Origin of the sequence: Nitrosococcus halophilus Nc 4 (assembly GCF_000024725.1) — a bacterium.
Classification (GTDB): domain Bacteria; phylum Pseudomonadota; class Gammaproteobacteria; order Nitrosococcales; family Nitrosococcaceae; genus Nitrosococcus; species Nitrosococcus halophilus.
This window is the reverse complement of record NC_013960.1, coordinates 1662618-1679076: the sequence shown is the minus strand read 5'-3', so window position 1 is coordinate 1679076 and position 16459 is coordinate 1662618. Positions and strand designations below refer to the sequence as shown.

Here is a 16459-nt window from a genome sequence, read left to right as displayed (position 1 = left end):
GTTTCCTTCATCTGCGGATAAAATCATGTTTGCACGCATTCTAAAATTTTCTGTCCAGCAACGCTGGCTGGTTCTTTTAGTGACCTTCGGCGTGGCCGCGCTAGGAATTTACAATTATCAGCGCCTGCCCATCGATGCAGTCCCGGATATCACCAACATACAGGTCCAGATCAATACCGAAGCGCCAGGTTACTCGCCACTAGAAGCGGAGCAGCGCATTACTTTTCCCCTTGAGATTACCCTGCAAGGCCTTCCTCAGTTAGAGGAGACCCGTTCCCTTTCCCGTTACGGGCTTTCCCAAGTGACCGTCATATTTGAGGACGGCACCGATATCTACTTTGCCCGCCAGCTGGTTAATCAGCGCATCCAGGAAGCCAAAGGCAGCCTCCCGCCAGGTATCGAGCCCAAAATGGGCCCTATCGCCACGGGGCTTGGGGAAATCTTTCTATGGACCATGGAGGCAGAGCCCGGAGCCCTCCAGCCTAATGGCACCCCCTATAGCCCCACTGATCTTCGAACTCTGCAGGATTGGGTGATCAAACCTCAGCTGATCACCGTCCCGGGGGTGACCGAAATCAACAGCATGGGGGGCTACATCAAGCAATACCATGTGACCCCTTACCCCAAAAAACTCATTGCCTACGGCCTCTCCTTCCCGGATTTACTCGCCGCTCTTGCCCGCAATAATGCCAATGTGGGGGCCGGCTATATCGAACACCATGGCGAACAATATCTGATTCGGGCTCCAGGACAAGTCCAAAATCTAGAGGAAATACGCAATATCATCGTCGGCACCCATCAGGGTGTCCCGGTGTACATCAAAGATGTGGCCGAGGTAGTGCTGGGAAAGGAGTTGCGCACCGGGGCGGCCACCCGAGAAGGCGAAGAAACCGTACTGGGCACCGCCTTCCTGCTCATGGGGGAAAATAGCCAAACGGTAGCCCGTGCGGTTGCGGACCGGCTAGAGGAAATCAATCGGACCCTTCCCGAGGGGGTAGAGGCCAAAACTGCCTATGACCGCACTACCCTGGTGGATAAGACCATCGCCACCGTGAGAAATAACCTGCTGGAAGGAGCCACGCTGGTCATCGTCGTGCTCTTTCTCTTTTTGGGGAATTTCCGCGCCGCTTTGATCACCGCCATGGTGATCCCCCTGTCCATGTTGTTCACCATTACCGGCATGGTCACCGAGAAGGTCAGTGCCAACCTCATGAGCCTAGGGGCGCTAGATTTTGGAATTATTGTGGATGGGGCGGTAGTCATCGTCGAAAACAGTATCCGGCATTTGGCGGAAGAACAGCAACGGCGAGGGCGCACCCTGACTCTTGCTGAACGCTTGGAGGTCGTCTTCAACTCCTCCGAGGAAGCCCGTCGGGCAATCCTCTTTGGGCAAACCATTATCATGGTCGTTTATCTTCCCATCTTTACCCTGACCGGAGTGGAGGGGAAGATGTTCCATCCCATGGCCTTTACGGTCGTCTCCGCTCTACTCGGAGCGATGCTTCTCTCGATAACTTTTATCCCAGCGGCGGTGGCTATCTTCGTGAGTGGCCGTATCACGGAAAAAGAAAATCCTGCCCTGCGGCTGGCTAAAAAAGCTTATCTGCCAGCGCTAAATTTTGCCCTCAACAACAAAACGGTGGTAATCACCATTGCAGCAGTAATCGTGGTCTTGAGCGGACTGCTAGCAACCCGCATGGGGACTGAATTTGTGCCTACCCTGGATGAAGGGGATATTGCCGTGCAAGCCATTCGGGCTACTGGAACCGGCCTGTCCCAATCGGTAGAGATGCAGCGTACTCTGGAGAAAAAGATCATGGATTTCCCGGAGGTGAAAACGGTCGTCGCCCGGATTGGAACGGCAGAAATTGCCAACGATCCTATGCCTCCCAATGTCTCCGATACCCTTATCATGCTCAAACCCAGGGCGGAATGGCCAGATCCGGAACGCCCCAAGATCGACTTGCTCCGGGCGATGGAAGCCAGCATTACCCAGCTTCCGGGTCACAAATACGAATTTACCCAACCTATTGAATTGCGTTTCAATGAACTTATTTCTGGCGTTCGGGCGGATATTGCAGTCAAAGTCTTTGGCGATGATATGGATATCTTGCTCACCACCGGTGAGCGCATTGCGGCAGTGCTAAGAACCGTGCCCGGGGCGGCAGATGTCCGGGTTGAACCGGTAACGGGCTTGCCGGTCGTCACCGTAAAAATGAAACGGGAAGCCATGGCCCGCTATGGACTCAATGTGGCTAACGTCCAAGAAGTAGTCACTGTGGCGTTGGGAGGAAAAAGCCCTGTCGGGGAGGGCAGTACCGGAATGATCTATGAAGGGGATCGCCGTTTTCCCCTAGTGGTTCGCCTTCCCGAACACCTGCGCGGTGATCTTGAGACCTTAAACCGTCTCCCGATCCCCCTTCCCTCCGGGGGATCGGCACCACCACAATTTACCTTACAGGACACTACCAAACCACCACCACGCCCCAGTTATATTCCCCTCAGTACCGTGGCAACCTTGGAAATTACCCCAGGGCCCAACCAAATTAGCCGAGAGAACGGCAAACGCCGTCTAGCCGTGACCGCTAACGTCCGCGGCCGCGATCTGGGTTCCTTTGTGACTGAAGCCCAGGCTAAAATTCAGGACCAGGTGGCAATCCCTGCGGGCTACTGGACCACTTGGGGCGGTCAATTCGAACAAATGATCGCTGCGGCCCAGCGCCTTGAGATTGTGGTTCCCCTTGCCCTACTGCTTATTTTCATCCTCCTGTATAGCACCTTTGGCACCATTAAGGATGGCCTGCTGGTCTTTACCGGCGTTCCCTTCGCTTTGACCGGCGGAATATTGGCCCTTTGGCTGCGGGATATCCCCCTTTCCATCTCTGCGGGAGTAGGTTTCATTGCCCTTTCCGGGGTGGCAGTGCTCAACGGCTTGGTGATGATCTCGTTTATTAAGAAACTGCGTGCCGATGGCTTGCCTTTAGATAAGGCCGTTCGGCAAGGGGCGCTGACCCGGCTCCGTCCGGTGCTGATGACTGCCCTGGTGGCGTCTTTAGGTTTTGTCCCCATGGCCCTGGCCACTAGCACCGGAGCAGAGGTGCAACGCCCACTTGCCACCGTAGTCATCGGCGGCATCCTCTCTTCTACGCTGCTCACCCTGCTGGTCCTGCCTGCCCTCTATGGCGGGGTCTATACCAACCGATCCAAGCGATATAGCACCACCACCAAGAGCAATGCCCCCCCGAGTAGCCATAGAGAACCGAATAGCCATAAAGACAAGGGGATTGCCAGATAATAGCCCCGCATCCCCAAGGTATAATGGTTGGCACCCCGTTGCAGTATCTCCGTGACCGCTTCGGCGCTCACACCGGCTTCCTGGCACTCGGAAACATTAATCATAAAACCAACATGATTGTAGTAGCGAATCGCCAAAGTAAAATTAAAAAAAGCAAAAAAGAAATTCCCACTCAATATCACGAGCTTCAGCAACCACAATAACTCACTATCGTGGCCCAGGTAATTGAGCAACTTGGACAGAGGAGGTTGTTGTTCGGTGGTAAAAACCACATTGAGCATACCAAGACCAAGCAAAATGGCAGTGGAAGCCAGAAGGGTCGCCGCCATGGTCCAATTACGCAAGGTTTGGACAGCCAGAATGTCCCGTCCTTCTTGCATGACCTTTTCTACCCACAGCCTGCGGATGCGTTGAGACAAACCCACCGCCGTTGATAAAGGCTGCCTGCGTATTAGCCGACGCAGCCGAAGATGATAAGCTCCTAACAGAATGAAGGCTAACAGCGTGAGCCCATATTCCCAGTACGGCATGCCTAAAAACAAGGACCGCCCCGCATTAAAACCACTTTCGGCGCTTGAAAAAGATTAGCAGCAAGGCGGCCACCCCAATCATCACCAGCCATATCAAGGGATAACCGTAATACCAGTTAAGCTCTGGCATTGCCCAAGGGCTATTAGAGTTATTGCCAAAATTCATGCCGTAAACACCCGCGATAAAGGTCAAGGGAATAAAAATAGTGGCGATAATGGTCAATATCCGCATGATTTCATTGGTATGATGACTGACACTGGAGAGATAAACATCCAACATACTACTGGTCATCTCCCGATAGGTTTCCAGTAGTTCCATGATCTGGATGCTGTGATCATAGCAGTCCCGTAAATATATTCTGGTTCCCTCGCTAATGGGGCTGTGGTCCTCTCGCAGCAGCCCATTGACCACTTCACGCTGGGGCCAAAATATCCGGCGTAGCAATAATAATTCCCGCTTAATCCGGTGAATCCAGGCCAAGGTATCCCGCGTTGGACACCGTAAAAGCTCCACCTCGAGATCTTCAAGCTCCTCGCCAAAACTCTCCAGTACAGGAAATCCCCCATCAATCACGACATCAATCAAAGTGTAAAACAAATAATCTATGGGACGGGATTGAAAGCGCTTACCGTTTTTTTGCAGTCTTTTTCTGACTGGCCCAAAGGGATCACGATTACCGTTGCAAAAACTCACGATATAGTGTTCACCTAAAAACAGGCTGACCTGCCTTGTCTTTATGATTGAATCGTCAGTGGTAGCTAGGCCCAAAATGACAAACAACTGCTCATCATAGCTTTCCATCTTGGGACGCTGCCCTATATTAAAGACATCCTCCATCGCCAAGGGATGAAGATTAAACAATTCCCCAAGATGGCGCAGAACGGCAGGCTCTGCATAGCCTTGAATATGGATCCAGGTATTGCTAGGTCCCTGAAGGTAAGGTTGGCACTCACCGGCATTGGCCAACTCCTGCTCTCTGAGTTCAGCAGCAGTATAGTCAATAAGGCGGATTGAAAGCGGCGCCTCCGCGCCGCCTTCTACTGCCACTAAAGTACCAGGCGGGGTACCCGGGGGATGATAACTTTTGCTGAAGTAATCCACTATCTGCCTATTCAGCGATATGATGTTTCCCTACCAACTTTACAGTACTGGCCTGGGGACCCTTCTCTCCTTGCTCTTGATGGAAGCGGACCTCATTGCCTACTTCCAATTGCTCAAAATCCCCATCCAAAACGCTATTTCTATGGAAATAAATTTCTTCTCCATTAGAAGCTTCAATGATTCCGTAGCCTTCAGCAGGAAATAAGGCGGCAATACGCCCATGGGGGGGAGCTTCGTGGTGTTTTTCCTGGCGCCGCTGACGTTGGGCATATTCTTTAAGCTGACGGTGCATGGTACGGAAGGCATCTCGAACCGCCACATAAACATCTTCATAGGCCTGGTGCTTTTCAGGCTCGCGGCTGACGACCAATTCTTTACCGGGCACGGTCAAGTCTATTCGGACATGGTAAAGATTGCCTTGACGGTGGTGTTTATGGTCCTGCTCCACCACCACTCGACAGCTCATAATTCGGTCATAGAATTGATCTAATTTCCCAGCATGCTCGCGGACATTGGCTTCTAACGCCTCCGAGGGCTCCATATTGCGAAAAGTAATTTCCAAGGGTAGTTTCATAAGCTAAACCTCCACCTGCATACGCATTAGTTAAGCACAGCTACACTATAAAAACAGGGGCCCTCCTCTTCGCTGACCGCACCGATTCGCCGGGAGCGAATCGGGACCTCCGAAGGAGACCCAGAGAGGGCGCGCATCACCCAATTAACCCTCCAAAGCTGGCACAGGCGCGGAGGCCCCGGACTTTAGGGCGGGGAGGAAGCACCCTATATAAGAACTAAGTTGACTAGTGTTATCTTTGTGATATATTTCATCAATATGAAGACGACGCTCCAAATCAAATTGCTCCCTGATGAAGCTCAGCGCTCGGCATTGAAAGAGACCATGCAGGTCTTTAATGACGCCTGCAACGCCATTGCCGAGATTGCATTTAAGGAAAAATGCGCCTCTAAGTTTGCGCTTCAGAAGCTTGTTTATGAGGATGTCAGAAAGCAGTTTGGTTTGTCGGCCCAGTTGACTATTCGCGCCATTGCCAAAGTCGTTGAAGCTTACAAGCGGGATAAATCCAAGCCGTGCTTCTTTAAACCGACCGGCGCAGTGGTGTATGACCAGCGAATACTGAGCTTTAAGGGTTTGGATAAAGCCAGCCTTGTGACGATGCAAGGGCGCTTGTCTATTCCTATACAAATGGGGCAATACCAGCGGGTGCAGTGGCATCGCGCCAAAGGACAAGCCGATCTGGTGCAGGTAAATGGCACTTTCTTTTTGTTGGTCGTAATCGACACACCAGAAGCGCCGCCCATAGACCCGTCTAGTTTCATCGGCGTTGATCTGGGGATTGCCAAGGTGGCTACCGATTCGGATGGCGAGTCGTTCTGCGGTTCTACCGTCGAGCGTGTGCGCCAGCGATTGCAATCCAGGGGCACCCGCTCGGCCAAGCGGCATTTGAAGAGAATTCGCCGCAAGGAAGCCCAGTTCAGAAGAAACCAAAATCATGTTATTTCCAAGCGCCTTGTCGAGAAAGCCAAAGACACCGGACGCGGAATGGCTTTGGAAGAGCTTAAGCATATCCGCGAGCGGACAACGGTAAACGGTACGGAAATCCGATAGGGCTAAACATAGCGGTTGGTCGTTCTTTCAACTTCAATCCTTTATCGAATACAAAGCGAAGCTTGCTGGAATATGGGTTCAATACATTGGCCCCTGGTATACCTCGCACACCTGTAGTGCTTGCGGACATGCCGATAAAGCCAATCGCAAAACCCAATCCCACTTTCAATGTGTCTCTTGTGGACACATTGCGAATGCGGATACCAACGCGGCGATCAATATCGCCGCAAGGGCTGAAGTCATGCAGCCTATTGTGATGCGTGCGATGACGGCAACGGATGGCCCGAGCACAGCTACAAGCCTCGTCCTTTAGGGCGAGGTTCATGACAGCCACTGATCTGCCGAGCCCAATCAAGCACCTCCCGTAGCCGACTCCCTAAAAGTTGAGACCCTTCTTGGTAAGTTACCCAACGAAACTCATGGTGTTCAGGCCGACCAAGTTCAGGACTGACCGGCAGGGAGACCTTCCCCTTTGGAGCTAAGGCGAGGTAATAATGAGCTACTTTACCACGACCATAGGGAGGCGTTTCATAGTGCTCATACCCCCAACAAAACTCAAGTTGAGTAAGACCCGTCTCCTCTTCCACTTCACGGCAGGCGGCCGTCAAAGGTTCCTCTCCCGGCTGCACCAACCCCTTAGGGAAGTCCCAGTAATGATAGGCACGCAGCAATAGGTAGCGACAACCCCCATCGGTCTTTCTAATGACCACCACACCTGCCGAGTGCTGTTTGATTTTCATTGCTTTTTCCCTGAAGGTCTTAGAGAATTAAAGCTAAGAGCCAATATCTCTTCCCCCAGCCCGCTCATTCTCCACCCGAGCACTTTGGATAAGTTAATGATGGAACGCTTTATTCTTGATACCAGCGTATTTACTAACCCGGATACCTTCAAACAATTTGCCCAAGATGCAGTCGAAGCAACCCGGGTATTCCTGCAACTGGCTAGACAGGCAGATGCGGAATTTTTTATCCCCGGTTCCGTATACGAAGAGTTCCGGCTTATGAAGGATCTTGATTCCCTCGGTGGTGACTTTGAAAGCGTGATCAGGATTCGCTCCCCAAGACGATACAGCCTGACCATTCCCAGTGAGTTTCTCTATGAATTCATCCATGAGGTTCGCTATCGTATTGACCGTGGCCTGCGTATTGCTGAGGAGCATGCCCGCATGGCCGCCAAACCCGGTACCGTCGCTGATCAGGGGGCCTTGATTACCCGCCTGCGGGAACGTTACCGGGAAACTTTGCGCAGAGGAATCCTCGATAGCAGGGAAGATATCGACGTCCTCCTGCTTGCCTATGAATTAGACGGTGTACTGCTATCAGCAGATGAAGGGCTGCGCAAGTGGGCCGACAAAGTGGGAGTAAAAATAATACTTCCTCAGCATCTGCGGCGGGTGTTAGAAAACCTGACTCGTGACAACGGGCCTCCAAAATGAAGGGCTTAGGGGAGAAGTTCATCAGTCATAAACAACCCCGCCTGAAAGAAGTTCCCCTAGCAACCCCGTGGTACGCTGAAAAACCTTATCAAATTCCAACACATAAAATTCTCCTTCTTGCTCCAGCCGATGCTCGACGATTTGGAGATGCCCATCTCCTCTCCCCAAATGGGCCAGCAGCTGCCTCCCATTAGAACGATTTCGCAAGCGGCAACGAAAACGGTGATAGACCCGATTCTCCCGCTGGCATTGCTCAATGGCCTTGAACACCCCTTCCACAAAAGCGGCCCCTAGCTGGGTTTTGAGCTCACGGGTATTGCCGATTCCCTCTTCATCGAGAAACATCACTAACCGCAAAATACGGCCTATGAAATATTCGGGCGGCAAATCCTGCAAGTAACGGGTCATTGCCTCGATATCGCTCAGACTGGCTTCGCTGGTCACATATTTCGACTGCTTGCCCCCCGGAATATCCTCCTTGAAAACCAGGCCCTCACGACCTTCGTTATTCAGTCTTATCATCAACTGCTTAATGGCAGAAAGGTCTTCAGCCTTAAAACAGCCAAAGTTCTGTACCGAGGGTAGGTGATAATGCTCAATGAGCTGACGCTTTTCTGTCTGGGATAAATAGTCGAGCTCGCCCTTACGCTGGCCATCAAAGACAAAAAGTTGAATATCCTCCTGGATAAAAGGGGGGGAACCTACGAGGTAAGGGTTTTCAGGACCCGCTATCTCAGCGCAAAGGGTGAGTTCCGGGTGCTCCGAAAATATTCGCCTATCAATCAGATCCGGCAATCGATCCACTGTAAACGGACACAGAAAGCCCCCCCGGGTCACCCCCAGCAAACGCTCTCCTAGCAAAAAGATGCGGACGTTATAGCCATCCACCTTCTCTTCCGCCCAGAAGGAGCCCCTAAACTGCTCTTTAAGTCCTTTATCCAGGCGCATCACCCGACCAATCTGGGGATACCCCGGAATAAGGGTGCCATCTTCAAAGATAACCGTACCCCTGGTCAGGGGACGGCTATCGTCAGCGAGTCGATGGTAAACCAGATCGCCAAAGCGTTCACGCCGTAACCGGCCTTTGGCTTTTGCCTGGTGAAGGGAATTTTTTAGAGTTCGATCGAGTTTTTGCATCACCAAACGTTCCACTCCAACCACGAAGACTCATGGACCACCCAGAGTCCCATTCTTGCCTTAGATTCTGTTACTATTTTCAATCTTAGCCTAAAAATGGAAGTCATCTGCATGCTGAATATCTCCTCCGATTTCATTATCCGAGCTTTTTTGGCCAGCTTCTCCCTCCTATTGCTTGCCGGTTGCCAGACCACCTATTACAAAACCATGGAGCAATTTGGCTATCACAAACGGGATATCTTGGCGGATAGGGTCGAGGGGGTACGAGATGCGCAAGTGGAAGCCAAGGAACAATTTCAATCAGCGCTGGAACAGTTTTCTTCGGTAGTTAACTTCGAAGGTGGCGACCTAGAAGCGGTTTATAATCAACTCAATGACGAGTTCCAGGAGAGTGAGGCCAAAGCGGAAGCGGTTCATAACCACATCGCCTCCGTTGAAAATGTGGCCACAGCCTTATTTGAGGAGTGGGAAGAGGAACTCGGTCAATATAACAACCCCTCCTTGCGGCGCAGCAGCGAACAGAAACTTACCCAGACCCGCTCACATTACGACAAGCTGATCCGCGCCATGAAGCGCGCCGAAGCAAAAATCGAACCCGTGCTAGCCACCTTTCGGGATCAAGTCTTGTTTTTGAAGCATAATCTAAATGCCCGCGCCATTGCTGCATTGCAGGGCGAACTCAATACCATCGAGGCCGATGTGAACCGGCTCATCCAAGAAATGGAAGCGGCCATCAATGAAGCCAACGCCTTCATTAAAACCCTGGAAAGCTAACGCACTAACACTAAGGGGCAACGCACTTTATCTAGCAAACTTTGAAACCAAACCGGATCTTGCACTTCGGGCATATCGGCAGGAAGGATAATAGCCTCCCCCCCGCTTTGTTTGCAAAGATTTTCCACCCCCATAGGGAAGGCCATCTCCCGCACCGAGGCTTGCGGTTGAAGCTCTGCGAGTCTTCCAGCCGCCCGCACCGCCAATGAAGTTTGGCCCTTGCCCTCTTGAGGAACAAGCACCACTAACTGCCTGCCCTTCTGACGCGCCAGGACTAGGGCGGTAATCAAAGCATGCTCAGCCGAAGGGGTATCGGTATAAACCAGGTAAATCACCCCCCTAGAAGCTGAGAGTTGATCTCCGCTCTCGGGGCGCCATCTCTTTTGGCGGGGGCGGGCGACAATGAGCACATCAGAAGTGGCACCAACTTCTAGGAGCAAGGGGATCCGGCGACCACGAACGGTCTCAAATGACCAGGATAAACGGGCCCCTTCCGCGACCCTCGCCAACTCCATTTGCACCCGTTTAGCGACAATTTTAAGGGAACGATCCAAAGCCCCCCCCTCAAAACGCCGCTCCTGGGCTGAAAAAAGCACGACTTCGCGAGTAAAGGGAAGCGCTGCAACCTGGAGTAAATCCGCATCCTCGACGAACAAACCCTGTAACTTGGCCTCCAACTCCACGGCTAGAAAAGCGGCAAACTCTAGCGTCTCCAGGGTGGAATTGGCGGCATCAAGCGCCAGTAAGACCCGGCGCCTGTGCTTATTGTTCACGTGTGACTCCACCATCACCTTCATTTCGAGAAAGGGGTTTCCCGAACTGCTGGCGCAAGTGACTGAACTCTTTCAGCCGTGCTTGCACCCGCCCATTCACCGTACCCTCCGGATAATGGCCTTGACTATCCGGGATACCTGCGTCCATACCCGTGAGTAACTCTAAGACCTCATCCACGGTGTCAACAGGATAAACACGAAACTGGCCCTTTTCCGCCGCCGCTACGACATCATGCCGCAACATTAAATGTTTGACATTAGCCCGTGGAATAATGACCCCTTGTTCCCCATCTAATCCCCGCGCCCGACAGACGTCAAAGAAACCTTCGATCTTTTCGTTCACACCGCCGATGGCCTGCACTACTCCCCGTTGATTTACCGAACCGGTCACCGCCAATGACTGGCGGATAGGGACCTTCGCCAACGCCGAGAGCAGAGCGCAAAGTTCTGCTACCGAAGCGCTATCCCCCTCCACCATCCCGTAGGATTGTTCAAAAACGAGACTAGCTGACAGGAACAATGGACAATCTTGAGCATAACGATGGGCCAGATAAGAGGAAAGGATCAAAACCCCCTTAGAATGGATTGGCCCGCCAAGCTCCGTTTCTCGCTCAATATCCACAACCTGCCCTTCGCCCAAAAACGCAGTAGCCGTGATCCGCGAGGGCCTTCCAAAGGCGAAATCCCCCAGTTGCAATACTGAAAGCCCATTGACCTGGGCGACTTCTGTGCCCTCTGTATCAATAAGCAAAGTTTCACGCAAGATTTCCTGGTATACTCGTTCCCTTAATTGATCGGACCGCCGTATTTTGGCATCAATGGCCTGCTGTACATGGTCAATGCCAATGGTATTGCTGGCAGCCTTTCCGGCAAAATAATCTGCTTCCTGCAGCAGGTTTTTGAGCCCTTCCATGTGCAGAGAAAGTTTTTCTCCATCTCCCACCACCCGGGCGCTATGCTCGATTACCCGAACCACGCCTTGCCGGTCCAAAGGACGGAGCTTTCCCTGACGAGCCATATTTCCAATAAAATGGGCATAGCGCTGGGCACCCTCGGGGCTTCGATCAAAATCTTCGGAAAAATCGGCAGTCACCTTAAACAATAAGTTAAATTCGGGATCGTATTCTTTCAATAAATAATACAGTACCCGCTCACCCGTCAGCACCACCTTAACATCCAAGGGAATGGGCGCCGGTTCCAGGGAAATAGTACTCGCCAGACTCAACATCTGCTCTAAAGACTCTAGCCGTATTTCTTGGGACTGGAGGACGCGCTTGAGGCCTTCCCAAGCGAAGGGGCGAGTGAGCACCTTGCGCGCATCCAAAATTAGGTAACCCCCGTTGGCGCGATGGAGAGCGCCCGGCTTAATTAGGGTAAAATCGGTTTGGAGAGTGCCTAAACGGGCAATGTGCTCTAGCCGGCCTACCAGGTTCTGATAGGTGGGGTTATCTTCGTAAATAACTGGGGCACCTCGACAATCACTGTTGTCCACCAGAACATTGACTTGATAACGGCGAAACTTTCCTGAGCGTTTTTCTTGGCGAGTTTCGGCAAAGGGGGCTTCGCTTTGTTCCGTGGAAACAAAATCATTAACATTTTCAACCATATCCTGCTTAACTGCCTGTAGATAATCCATGACCTGGGGCAGATTGCTGTATTTCTGCTGGAGCTCTTCAAAGGGCTGTTCGACCGTCGCTTGGGTGACTTCCTCCTCCAGGGCTTTGAAACGGGCCCGGCTTTCTCTCCTCCAAGTAGGGATTTTTCGAACAGTTTCCTTCAGTTTTTCACTGAATTTTTCCACCAATTCCTGAATGCGCTTCTTTTCCCCCTCGGAGAGTTCCTCAAAGTCCTCCGGCCCCATGGGCTGACTATCTTTTGCCGGGGCCAAGGTATAACCCGCAGGCGTACGCAGCAAAAGAATGCCTTCTTTCTGGGCTTGCTCAGCAAGTTCGGATAGGGCTTCCTCTCCCTGGGCTTCGAACTCATCACTAATTTCTTGGGCCCGAGCCCGATACTCCTCACTCTGGAAAGCCGCCCGGAGAGCACTGACTAAATCTTCCACCAACTGCGCCATATCCTGCTGCAGATGTTGCCCATGACCGGGAGGCAATTGTAGGGTTTGGGGTCGGTAGGGGTGTTCGAAGTTATTGACGTAGCACCAGTCAGAAGGTACGGGTTCAGTCACCACCCGCTTATCCAGCACTTGTCGCACAGCGGTATATTTCCCCAATCCGTGGGAACCGGCTAGATAAAGGTTATACCCTTTGTGTTGAATCCCAATGCCGAAATCGATGGCTTCAAGAGCGCGGCTCTGGCCCACGATTTCAGCCCGATCTTCCAATTCCTCAGTAGAGGTAAAGGTGAACTGGCTTTCATCACAGTCATGATAAAGCTGCTCTGGAGCAAGTGGTTGATATTTCATGTTATTCTTCGATGCTTTAACCAGGTTCGCTTTAATGCTACAAAAATCCCAGTCAATAGCAAAGCGGCCCCTATCAGACTGGCAGCAATAATGAGATTATCTAAAGCATAGGGGGCGATAACCAGTACCAAGCCTAGCAACAGCATCATTAGACCTGATAGCAATTTCAGAATCCGGCCTTGCTCCTCAGTCAGTTTTCGCGACCCTAAAGTCAAGGTAAAAGTGAGCACGATAAGCACCAGTGGAATAATGTAAACTATATTGTAGAGGACTAAAAATAGGTAATAAGTCCCCGCAGGCAATTCTTTTAGTGTTAGTATTCGCGTAAACACCATTGGAAACCCCGAGGTACATAGCAACTCGTAGCTATTGGCCACCACCGCCAGCACTACGGTGCCCGCAAGCAGGGCAGGAATACTGCTGCCTGCACGCACCAACTGCCCCATACGCTGAAACAAGCTCGGCTTAGCCCCTTGGGGTATTGACAAGGAGGGTCCCCTACCCCAGAAAAAGAAGTCCTTGATATTCAGCAATGCCACCAAAACAGCAATAAGGCCAGCGATTAAGGTCACCCATTGAAGTTCACCGATAAGTAAAAAAATATTTAGCCAGGTTGCCATCAACAGAAAATAAACCAATCCTGAAAAAAATACGAAAATACCCCCTACCAAGGCCATGCGCGCCCGGCTTCGGACGTGCACCAAAAGGCTAAGCAGAAATAACAAAACAAAAAATGCGCAAGGGTTGAAGGCATCAATGCTGGCAATAAGGAGGGTCAGCAAAGGTAAGGAAACCGTCACCGGATCGATTTTCCCAACGATGGGAATAACCAGGCTAGGCATATGGGGGTTGGCATTTTCATTGGCGGGGATCCATAGTTGGGACTCCAGAGCCCGCTGGTAACACTGGAAACTTCGCTCCCGTAGGTACTCCCCCGTAGTCTCTTCCCTATCATAGCCAACGATCATCTCCCCGCAGATAAACACTGCAGGGATTGACCTGGCACGCCCCCCCATGGGCAGGGACATCTCTAAGAAGAGCTGGCCGTATTGGGGATGCTGGCTTAACTCCAGAGAATGGACGATTAGCCAAGGATAAATCTCCCCTAGCTTCTCTATGAAAGGCTGAGCCTGGCGGCAGTGGGGACACTGCAGCGACCAAAAAAAATACAAATGGACTTGGGGACTCCCATCCGCGTCTTCGCTGATCCAAGCTGGCGGCTCAGGGGAGAAATAAGACTCCGAATCAGTGGCAGCATAAACCGTACTCCCAACGGCAAAGGCACCCATTAGGAGAATAGTAAACATGGTAATTCCCCACCAAGTCCCTAATCGATACTGAAGCCACATCTATTTTGTCTTATCTCTTTTGTCACCTCAGACAAGGGGATGGATACCCACCCTAGAGTTTCCCCGCTATCTAGCAGGAAGATAAAGGATTCCCCCAGAGATAGGTCATCGAAAGCATTATTTCAAAATCCAGAGGAAAGTGTCACAGAAAACTCTGAGCCCGTCTACAACTGGTTTCAAGCAGCGCTAGGAGCATCAGGCCCCCTAATACCTGGGCGGATATAAGATGTAGAACAAAAACTACCGCTTACCCATGGGACGGAATAAAAATCAGGCCCTTACCCACCCGAAAGGGTTGACGAAATCACTTAATCAAGCTAACGAGGAAGCCGTCAAAACCGCCATCGCTCGTGGCGAAACCGTTGTTTTCCTCCCAGGAGAAAGCAACCTTCGTAAACCTGAGACAACGTGCTCAAGAACTAGGAGAACGCCTAGCTGAGTTGGACCACCATTATGCTCGTGAGTCCCTGGCACGAAACTCTTTGCCACGCGTCACTCCAGGGCTACTAAAAAAAATGGCCAATTCTCAGCTACCGGCCCAGGCAATCCTATTAATTACATAGAATTCGTCTATCCTTCATTAAAAAAAATCTATATGGAGTAAATAATAATCATCATGGATATGAGAAAACTTCTCTATTTTCAACCGGGAAGTCCTCCCCAAATTCAACAAGAGGCCTTTAAGGCAGCCGGGTGGGAAATCCATGTTGCCGCAGAGATTTCTCATGCCCAGCGATTATGCGAGAAACATGGGTTCCGGGTAGGACTAATGGGCTTGTCTCCCGGAGTGGAAGAGAAACTGCAACAGGGTATCGATAAGTTGATTTCCCCAGCCACTCATATCGAGTGGGTGGCCCTGCTCTCGACACCGCAGATGCGAAATGAAATGGTTCGCTACTTAATTACTTCTTATTGCTATGACTACCATACCCTTCCCATAGACTATCCCCGCCTATTGACCACCATGGGCCATGCTTATGGCATGGTAAGTATGGCCTGTCAGCAAACCAACCAGAGCATCGAAGAGCTGGGACCAAACCACATGGTGGGGGTAAGTCCCGCCATGCAACAGGTCTACCGCAGCATTCGGAAAATTGCCAGCGTGGACATGCCCATCTTGATCACTGGGGAAAGCGGCACCGGCAAGGAATTAGCGGCGCTCGCCATCCATGAGCGTTCAGTACGGGCTAACGGCCCCTTTATGGCCGTCAACTGCGGAGCGCTACCACCGGAATTGATCCAGTCCGAACTGTTCGGACATGAAAAGGGAGCCTTTACCGGTGCCATCAAGCAAAAACTGGGGCAAATTGAATTAGCGGCCGGCGGTACGATTTTTTTGGATGAGATAGGCGATTTACCCCTTAACCTCCAGGTCAATCTACTCCGGTTCCTACAAGAAGGCACCTTTAAACGGGTCGGTGGAAACCAAGAGATTACCATTGATGCCCGAGTCATGGCCGCGACTCATGTAAATTTGGAAAAGGCGGTCAGTGAGGGCCGCTTCCGGGAAGATCTTTATTATCGGCTAAACGTCTTGAATCTGCGCATGCCCTCCCTAGCCGAACGGGAAAACGATATTGAAGTCTTGGCTAGGTATTTCTTTAAAAAGTTTTCCGATCAAACGACAACGCGTATCAAGGGATTTAGCCAAGAAGCCTTACGTAGGCTCCACCGCCATGCTTGGCCAGGGAATGTGCGGGAACTGATTAATCGTATCCGACGCGCCATAGTCATGTGTGAAGGCCGCTTGATTACCCCCATTGATCTAGGACTAGAACGCCGCCTCTCCAACCGCCGAACAATGACCTTGGCAGAAGCCCGTGCTCACGCCGAAAAAGAAACTATTCTCCGTACCCTGCGACAGGCCAAAGGTAATGTTTCCCAAGCGGCTGTACAACTGGGGATTTCTCGTCCTACGCTATACCGCTTAATGGAGAAATATAAAATATCAATTAATTAGCTCCCTTACGCTTGGGAAATCGCCCCCCGTGGCGGGAGAGAGTCCCATCAACTAATC

The 16459-nt window shown here is 51.5% G+C and carries 14 protein-coding genes; 6 read left to right on the top strand and 8 right to left on the bottom strand.

The genetic code is table 11. The annotated features are described in order from the left end of the window. Window positions 1-25 precede the first annotated feature (25 nt). Window positions 26-3295 (top strand): efflux RND transporter permease subunit, encoded by a 3270-nt coding sequence (locus tag NHAL_RS08010; RefSeq protein WP_013032667.1) that lies wholly within the window; start codon window positions 26-28, stop codon window positions 3293-3295. Here NHAL_RS08010 and NHAL_RS08005 read toward each other — a convergent pair. The 3 genes from NHAL_RS08005 to NHAL_RS07995 are packed head-to-tail and all read right to left on the bottom strand — an operon-like array spanning window position 3190 to window position 5501. Beyond that, window positions 3190-3825 carry a DUF599 domain-containing protein gene (locus NHAL_RS08005; protein ID WP_013032666.1) on the bottom strand — a complete coding sequence of 212 codons (636 nt, stop codon included), beginning with the start codon at window positions 3823-3825 and terminating at the stop codon, window positions 3190-3192. The genes NHAL_RS08010 and NHAL_RS08005 overlap by 106 nt on opposite strands. Window positions 3826-3850: 25 nt before the next feature. Beyond that, entirely contained in the window at window positions 3851-4927 is a 1077-nt protein-coding gene (gene corA, locus NHAL_RS08000; protein WP_013032665.1) for a magnesium/cobalt transporter CorA, read from the bottom strand. Between the two features lie 7 nt (window positions 4928-4934). Beyond that, a complete protein-coding gene (locus NHAL_RS07995) occupies window positions 4935-5501 on the bottom strand; it encodes an HPF/RaiA family ribosome-associated protein (protein ID WP_013032664.1) in 567 nt (188 codons plus the stop codon). A gap of 258 nt (window positions 5502-5759) precedes the next feature. Here NHAL_RS07995 and NHAL_RS07990 point away from each other — a divergent pair, with 258 nt between their 5' ends. Both NHAL_RS07990 and NHAL_RS22440 read left to right on the top strand, forming a co-directional pair. Continuing rightward, on the top strand, window positions 5760-6551 hold the full coding sequence (locus tag NHAL_RS07990) for a transposase (RefSeq protein ID WP_203434371.1): 792 nt from the start codon (window positions 5760-5762) through the stop codon (window positions 6549-6551). A 43-nt stretch (window positions 6552-6594) separates the two neighbouring features. Further along, window positions 6595-6864 (top strand): zinc ribbon domain-containing protein, encoded by a 270-nt coding sequence (locus tag NHAL_RS22440; protein WP_203434396.1) that lies wholly within the window; start codon window positions 6595-6597, stop codon window positions 6862-6864. Here NHAL_RS22440 and NHAL_RS07985 read toward each other — a convergent pair. Beyond that, window positions 6845-7291, bottom strand: coding sequence for a bis(5'-nucleosyl)-tetraphosphatase (locus NHAL_RS07985; RefSeq protein WP_041354755.1), 447 nt, complete (start codon window positions 7289-7291; stop codon window positions 6845-6847). The genes NHAL_RS22440 and NHAL_RS07985 overlap by 20 nt on opposite strands. A 99-nt stretch (window positions 7292-7390) precedes the next feature. Here NHAL_RS07985 and NHAL_RS07980 point away from each other — a divergent pair, with 99 nt between their 5' ends. Further along, window positions 7391-7987: an RNA ligase partner protein gene (locus NHAL_RS07980; RefSeq protein WP_041355547.1), complete on the top strand. Its 597-nt coding sequence runs from the start codon at window positions 7391-7393 to the stop codon at window positions 7985-7987. A 21-nt stretch (window positions 7988-8008) separates the two neighbouring features. Here NHAL_RS07980 and NHAL_RS07975 read toward each other — a convergent pair whose 3' ends face one another. Beyond that, window positions 8009-9124 (bottom strand): RNA ligase, encoded by a 1116-nt coding sequence (locus NHAL_RS07975; RefSeq protein WP_041354752.1) that lies wholly within the window; start codon window positions 9122-9124, stop codon window positions 8009-8011. Between the two features lie 111 nt (window positions 9125-9235). On the opposite strand from NHAL_RS07975, the gene NHAL_RS07970 reads away from it, so the two are divergent. Further along, complete coding sequence (locus NHAL_RS07970) at window positions 9236-9898, top strand: DUF2959 domain-containing protein (protein WP_013032660.1); 663 nt, start codon at window positions 9236-9238, stop codon at window positions 9896-9898. On the opposite strand, the gene NHAL_RS19760 is transcribed toward NHAL_RS07970, so the two are convergent. From NHAL_RS19760 to NHAL_RS07955, 3 genes are read right to left on the bottom strand one after another with little or no spacing between them, the layout of a single operon-like run. Then, window positions 9895-10671: a hypothetical protein gene (locus NHAL_RS19760; protein WP_049780613.1), complete on the bottom strand. Its 777-nt coding sequence runs from the start codon at window positions 10669-10671 to the stop codon at window positions 9895-9897. The genes NHAL_RS07970 and NHAL_RS19760 overlap by 4 nt on opposite strands. Continuing rightward, window positions 10661-13093: a Lon protease family protein gene (locus NHAL_RS07960; protein WP_013032658.1), complete on the bottom strand. Its 2433-nt coding sequence runs from the start codon at window positions 13091-13093 to the stop codon at window positions 10661-10663. Before NHAL_RS07960 ends, NHAL_RS19760 begins: the two co-directional genes overlap by 11 nt. Beyond that, window positions 13090-14400 (bottom strand): glutaredoxin family protein, encoded by a 1311-nt coding sequence (locus NHAL_RS07955; RefSeq protein WP_013032657.1) that lies wholly within the window; start codon window positions 14398-14400, stop codon window positions 13090-13092. The genes NHAL_RS07960 and NHAL_RS07955 overlap by 4 nt, the downstream gene beginning before the upstream one ends. A 658-nt stretch (window positions 14401-15058) precedes the next feature. Here NHAL_RS07955 and NHAL_RS07950 point away from each other — a divergent pair. After that, complete coding sequence (locus tag NHAL_RS07950) at window positions 15059-16402, top strand: sigma-54 dependent transcriptional regulator (protein ID WP_013032656.1); 1344 nt, start codon at window positions 15059-15061, stop codon at window positions 16400-16402. Window positions 16403-16459: the final 57 nt, after the last annotated feature.

Excerpts from the sequence above, each read along its gene's own strand:
- NHAL_RS07970 (WP_013032660.1), top strand. The coding sequence starts at position 9,236 with ATGCTGAATATCTCCTCCGATTTCATTATCCGAGCTTTTTTGGCCAGC.
- NHAL_RS08010 (WP_013032667.1), top strand. The coding sequence starts at position 26 with ATGTTTGCACGCATTCTAAAATTTTCTGTCCAGCAACGCTGGCTGGTT.
- NHAL_RS07955 (WP_013032657.1), bottom strand. The coding sequence starts at position 14,400 with ATGTTTACTATTCTCCTAATGGGTGCCTTTGCCGTTGGGAGTACGGTT.
- NHAL_RS07990 (WP_203434371.1), top strand. The coding sequence starts at position 5,760 with ATGAAGACGACGCTCCAAATCAAATTGCTCCCTGATGAAGCTCAGCGC.
- NHAL_RS07960 (WP_013032658.1), bottom strand. The coding sequence starts at position 13,093 with ATGAAATATCAACCACTTGCTCCAGAGCAGCTTTATCATGACTGTGAT.
- NHAL_RS07995 (WP_013032664.1), bottom strand. The coding sequence starts at position 5,501 with ATGAAACTACCCTTGGAAATTACTTTTCGCAATATGGAGCCCTCGGAG.
- NHAL_RS07950 (WP_013032656.1), top strand. The coding sequence starts at position 15,059 with ATGGATATGAGAAAACTTCTCTATTTTCAACCGGGAAGTCCTCCCCAA.
- NHAL_RS07985 (WP_041354755.1), bottom strand. The coding sequence starts at position 7,291 with ATGAAAATCAAACAGCACTCGGCAGGTGTGGTGGTCATTAGAAAGACC.
- NHAL_RS08005 (WP_013032666.1), bottom strand. The coding sequence starts at position 3,825 with ATGCCGTACTGGGAATATGGGCTCACGCTGTTAGCCTTCATTCTGTTA.
- NHAL_RS07975 (WP_041354752.1), bottom strand. The coding sequence starts at position 9,124 with ATGCAAAAACTCGATCGAACTCTAAAAAATTCCCTTCACCAGGCAAAA.
- NHAL_RS07980 (WP_041355547.1), top strand. The coding sequence starts at position 7,391 with ATGGAACGCTTTATTCTTGATACCAGCGTATTTACTAACCCGGATACC.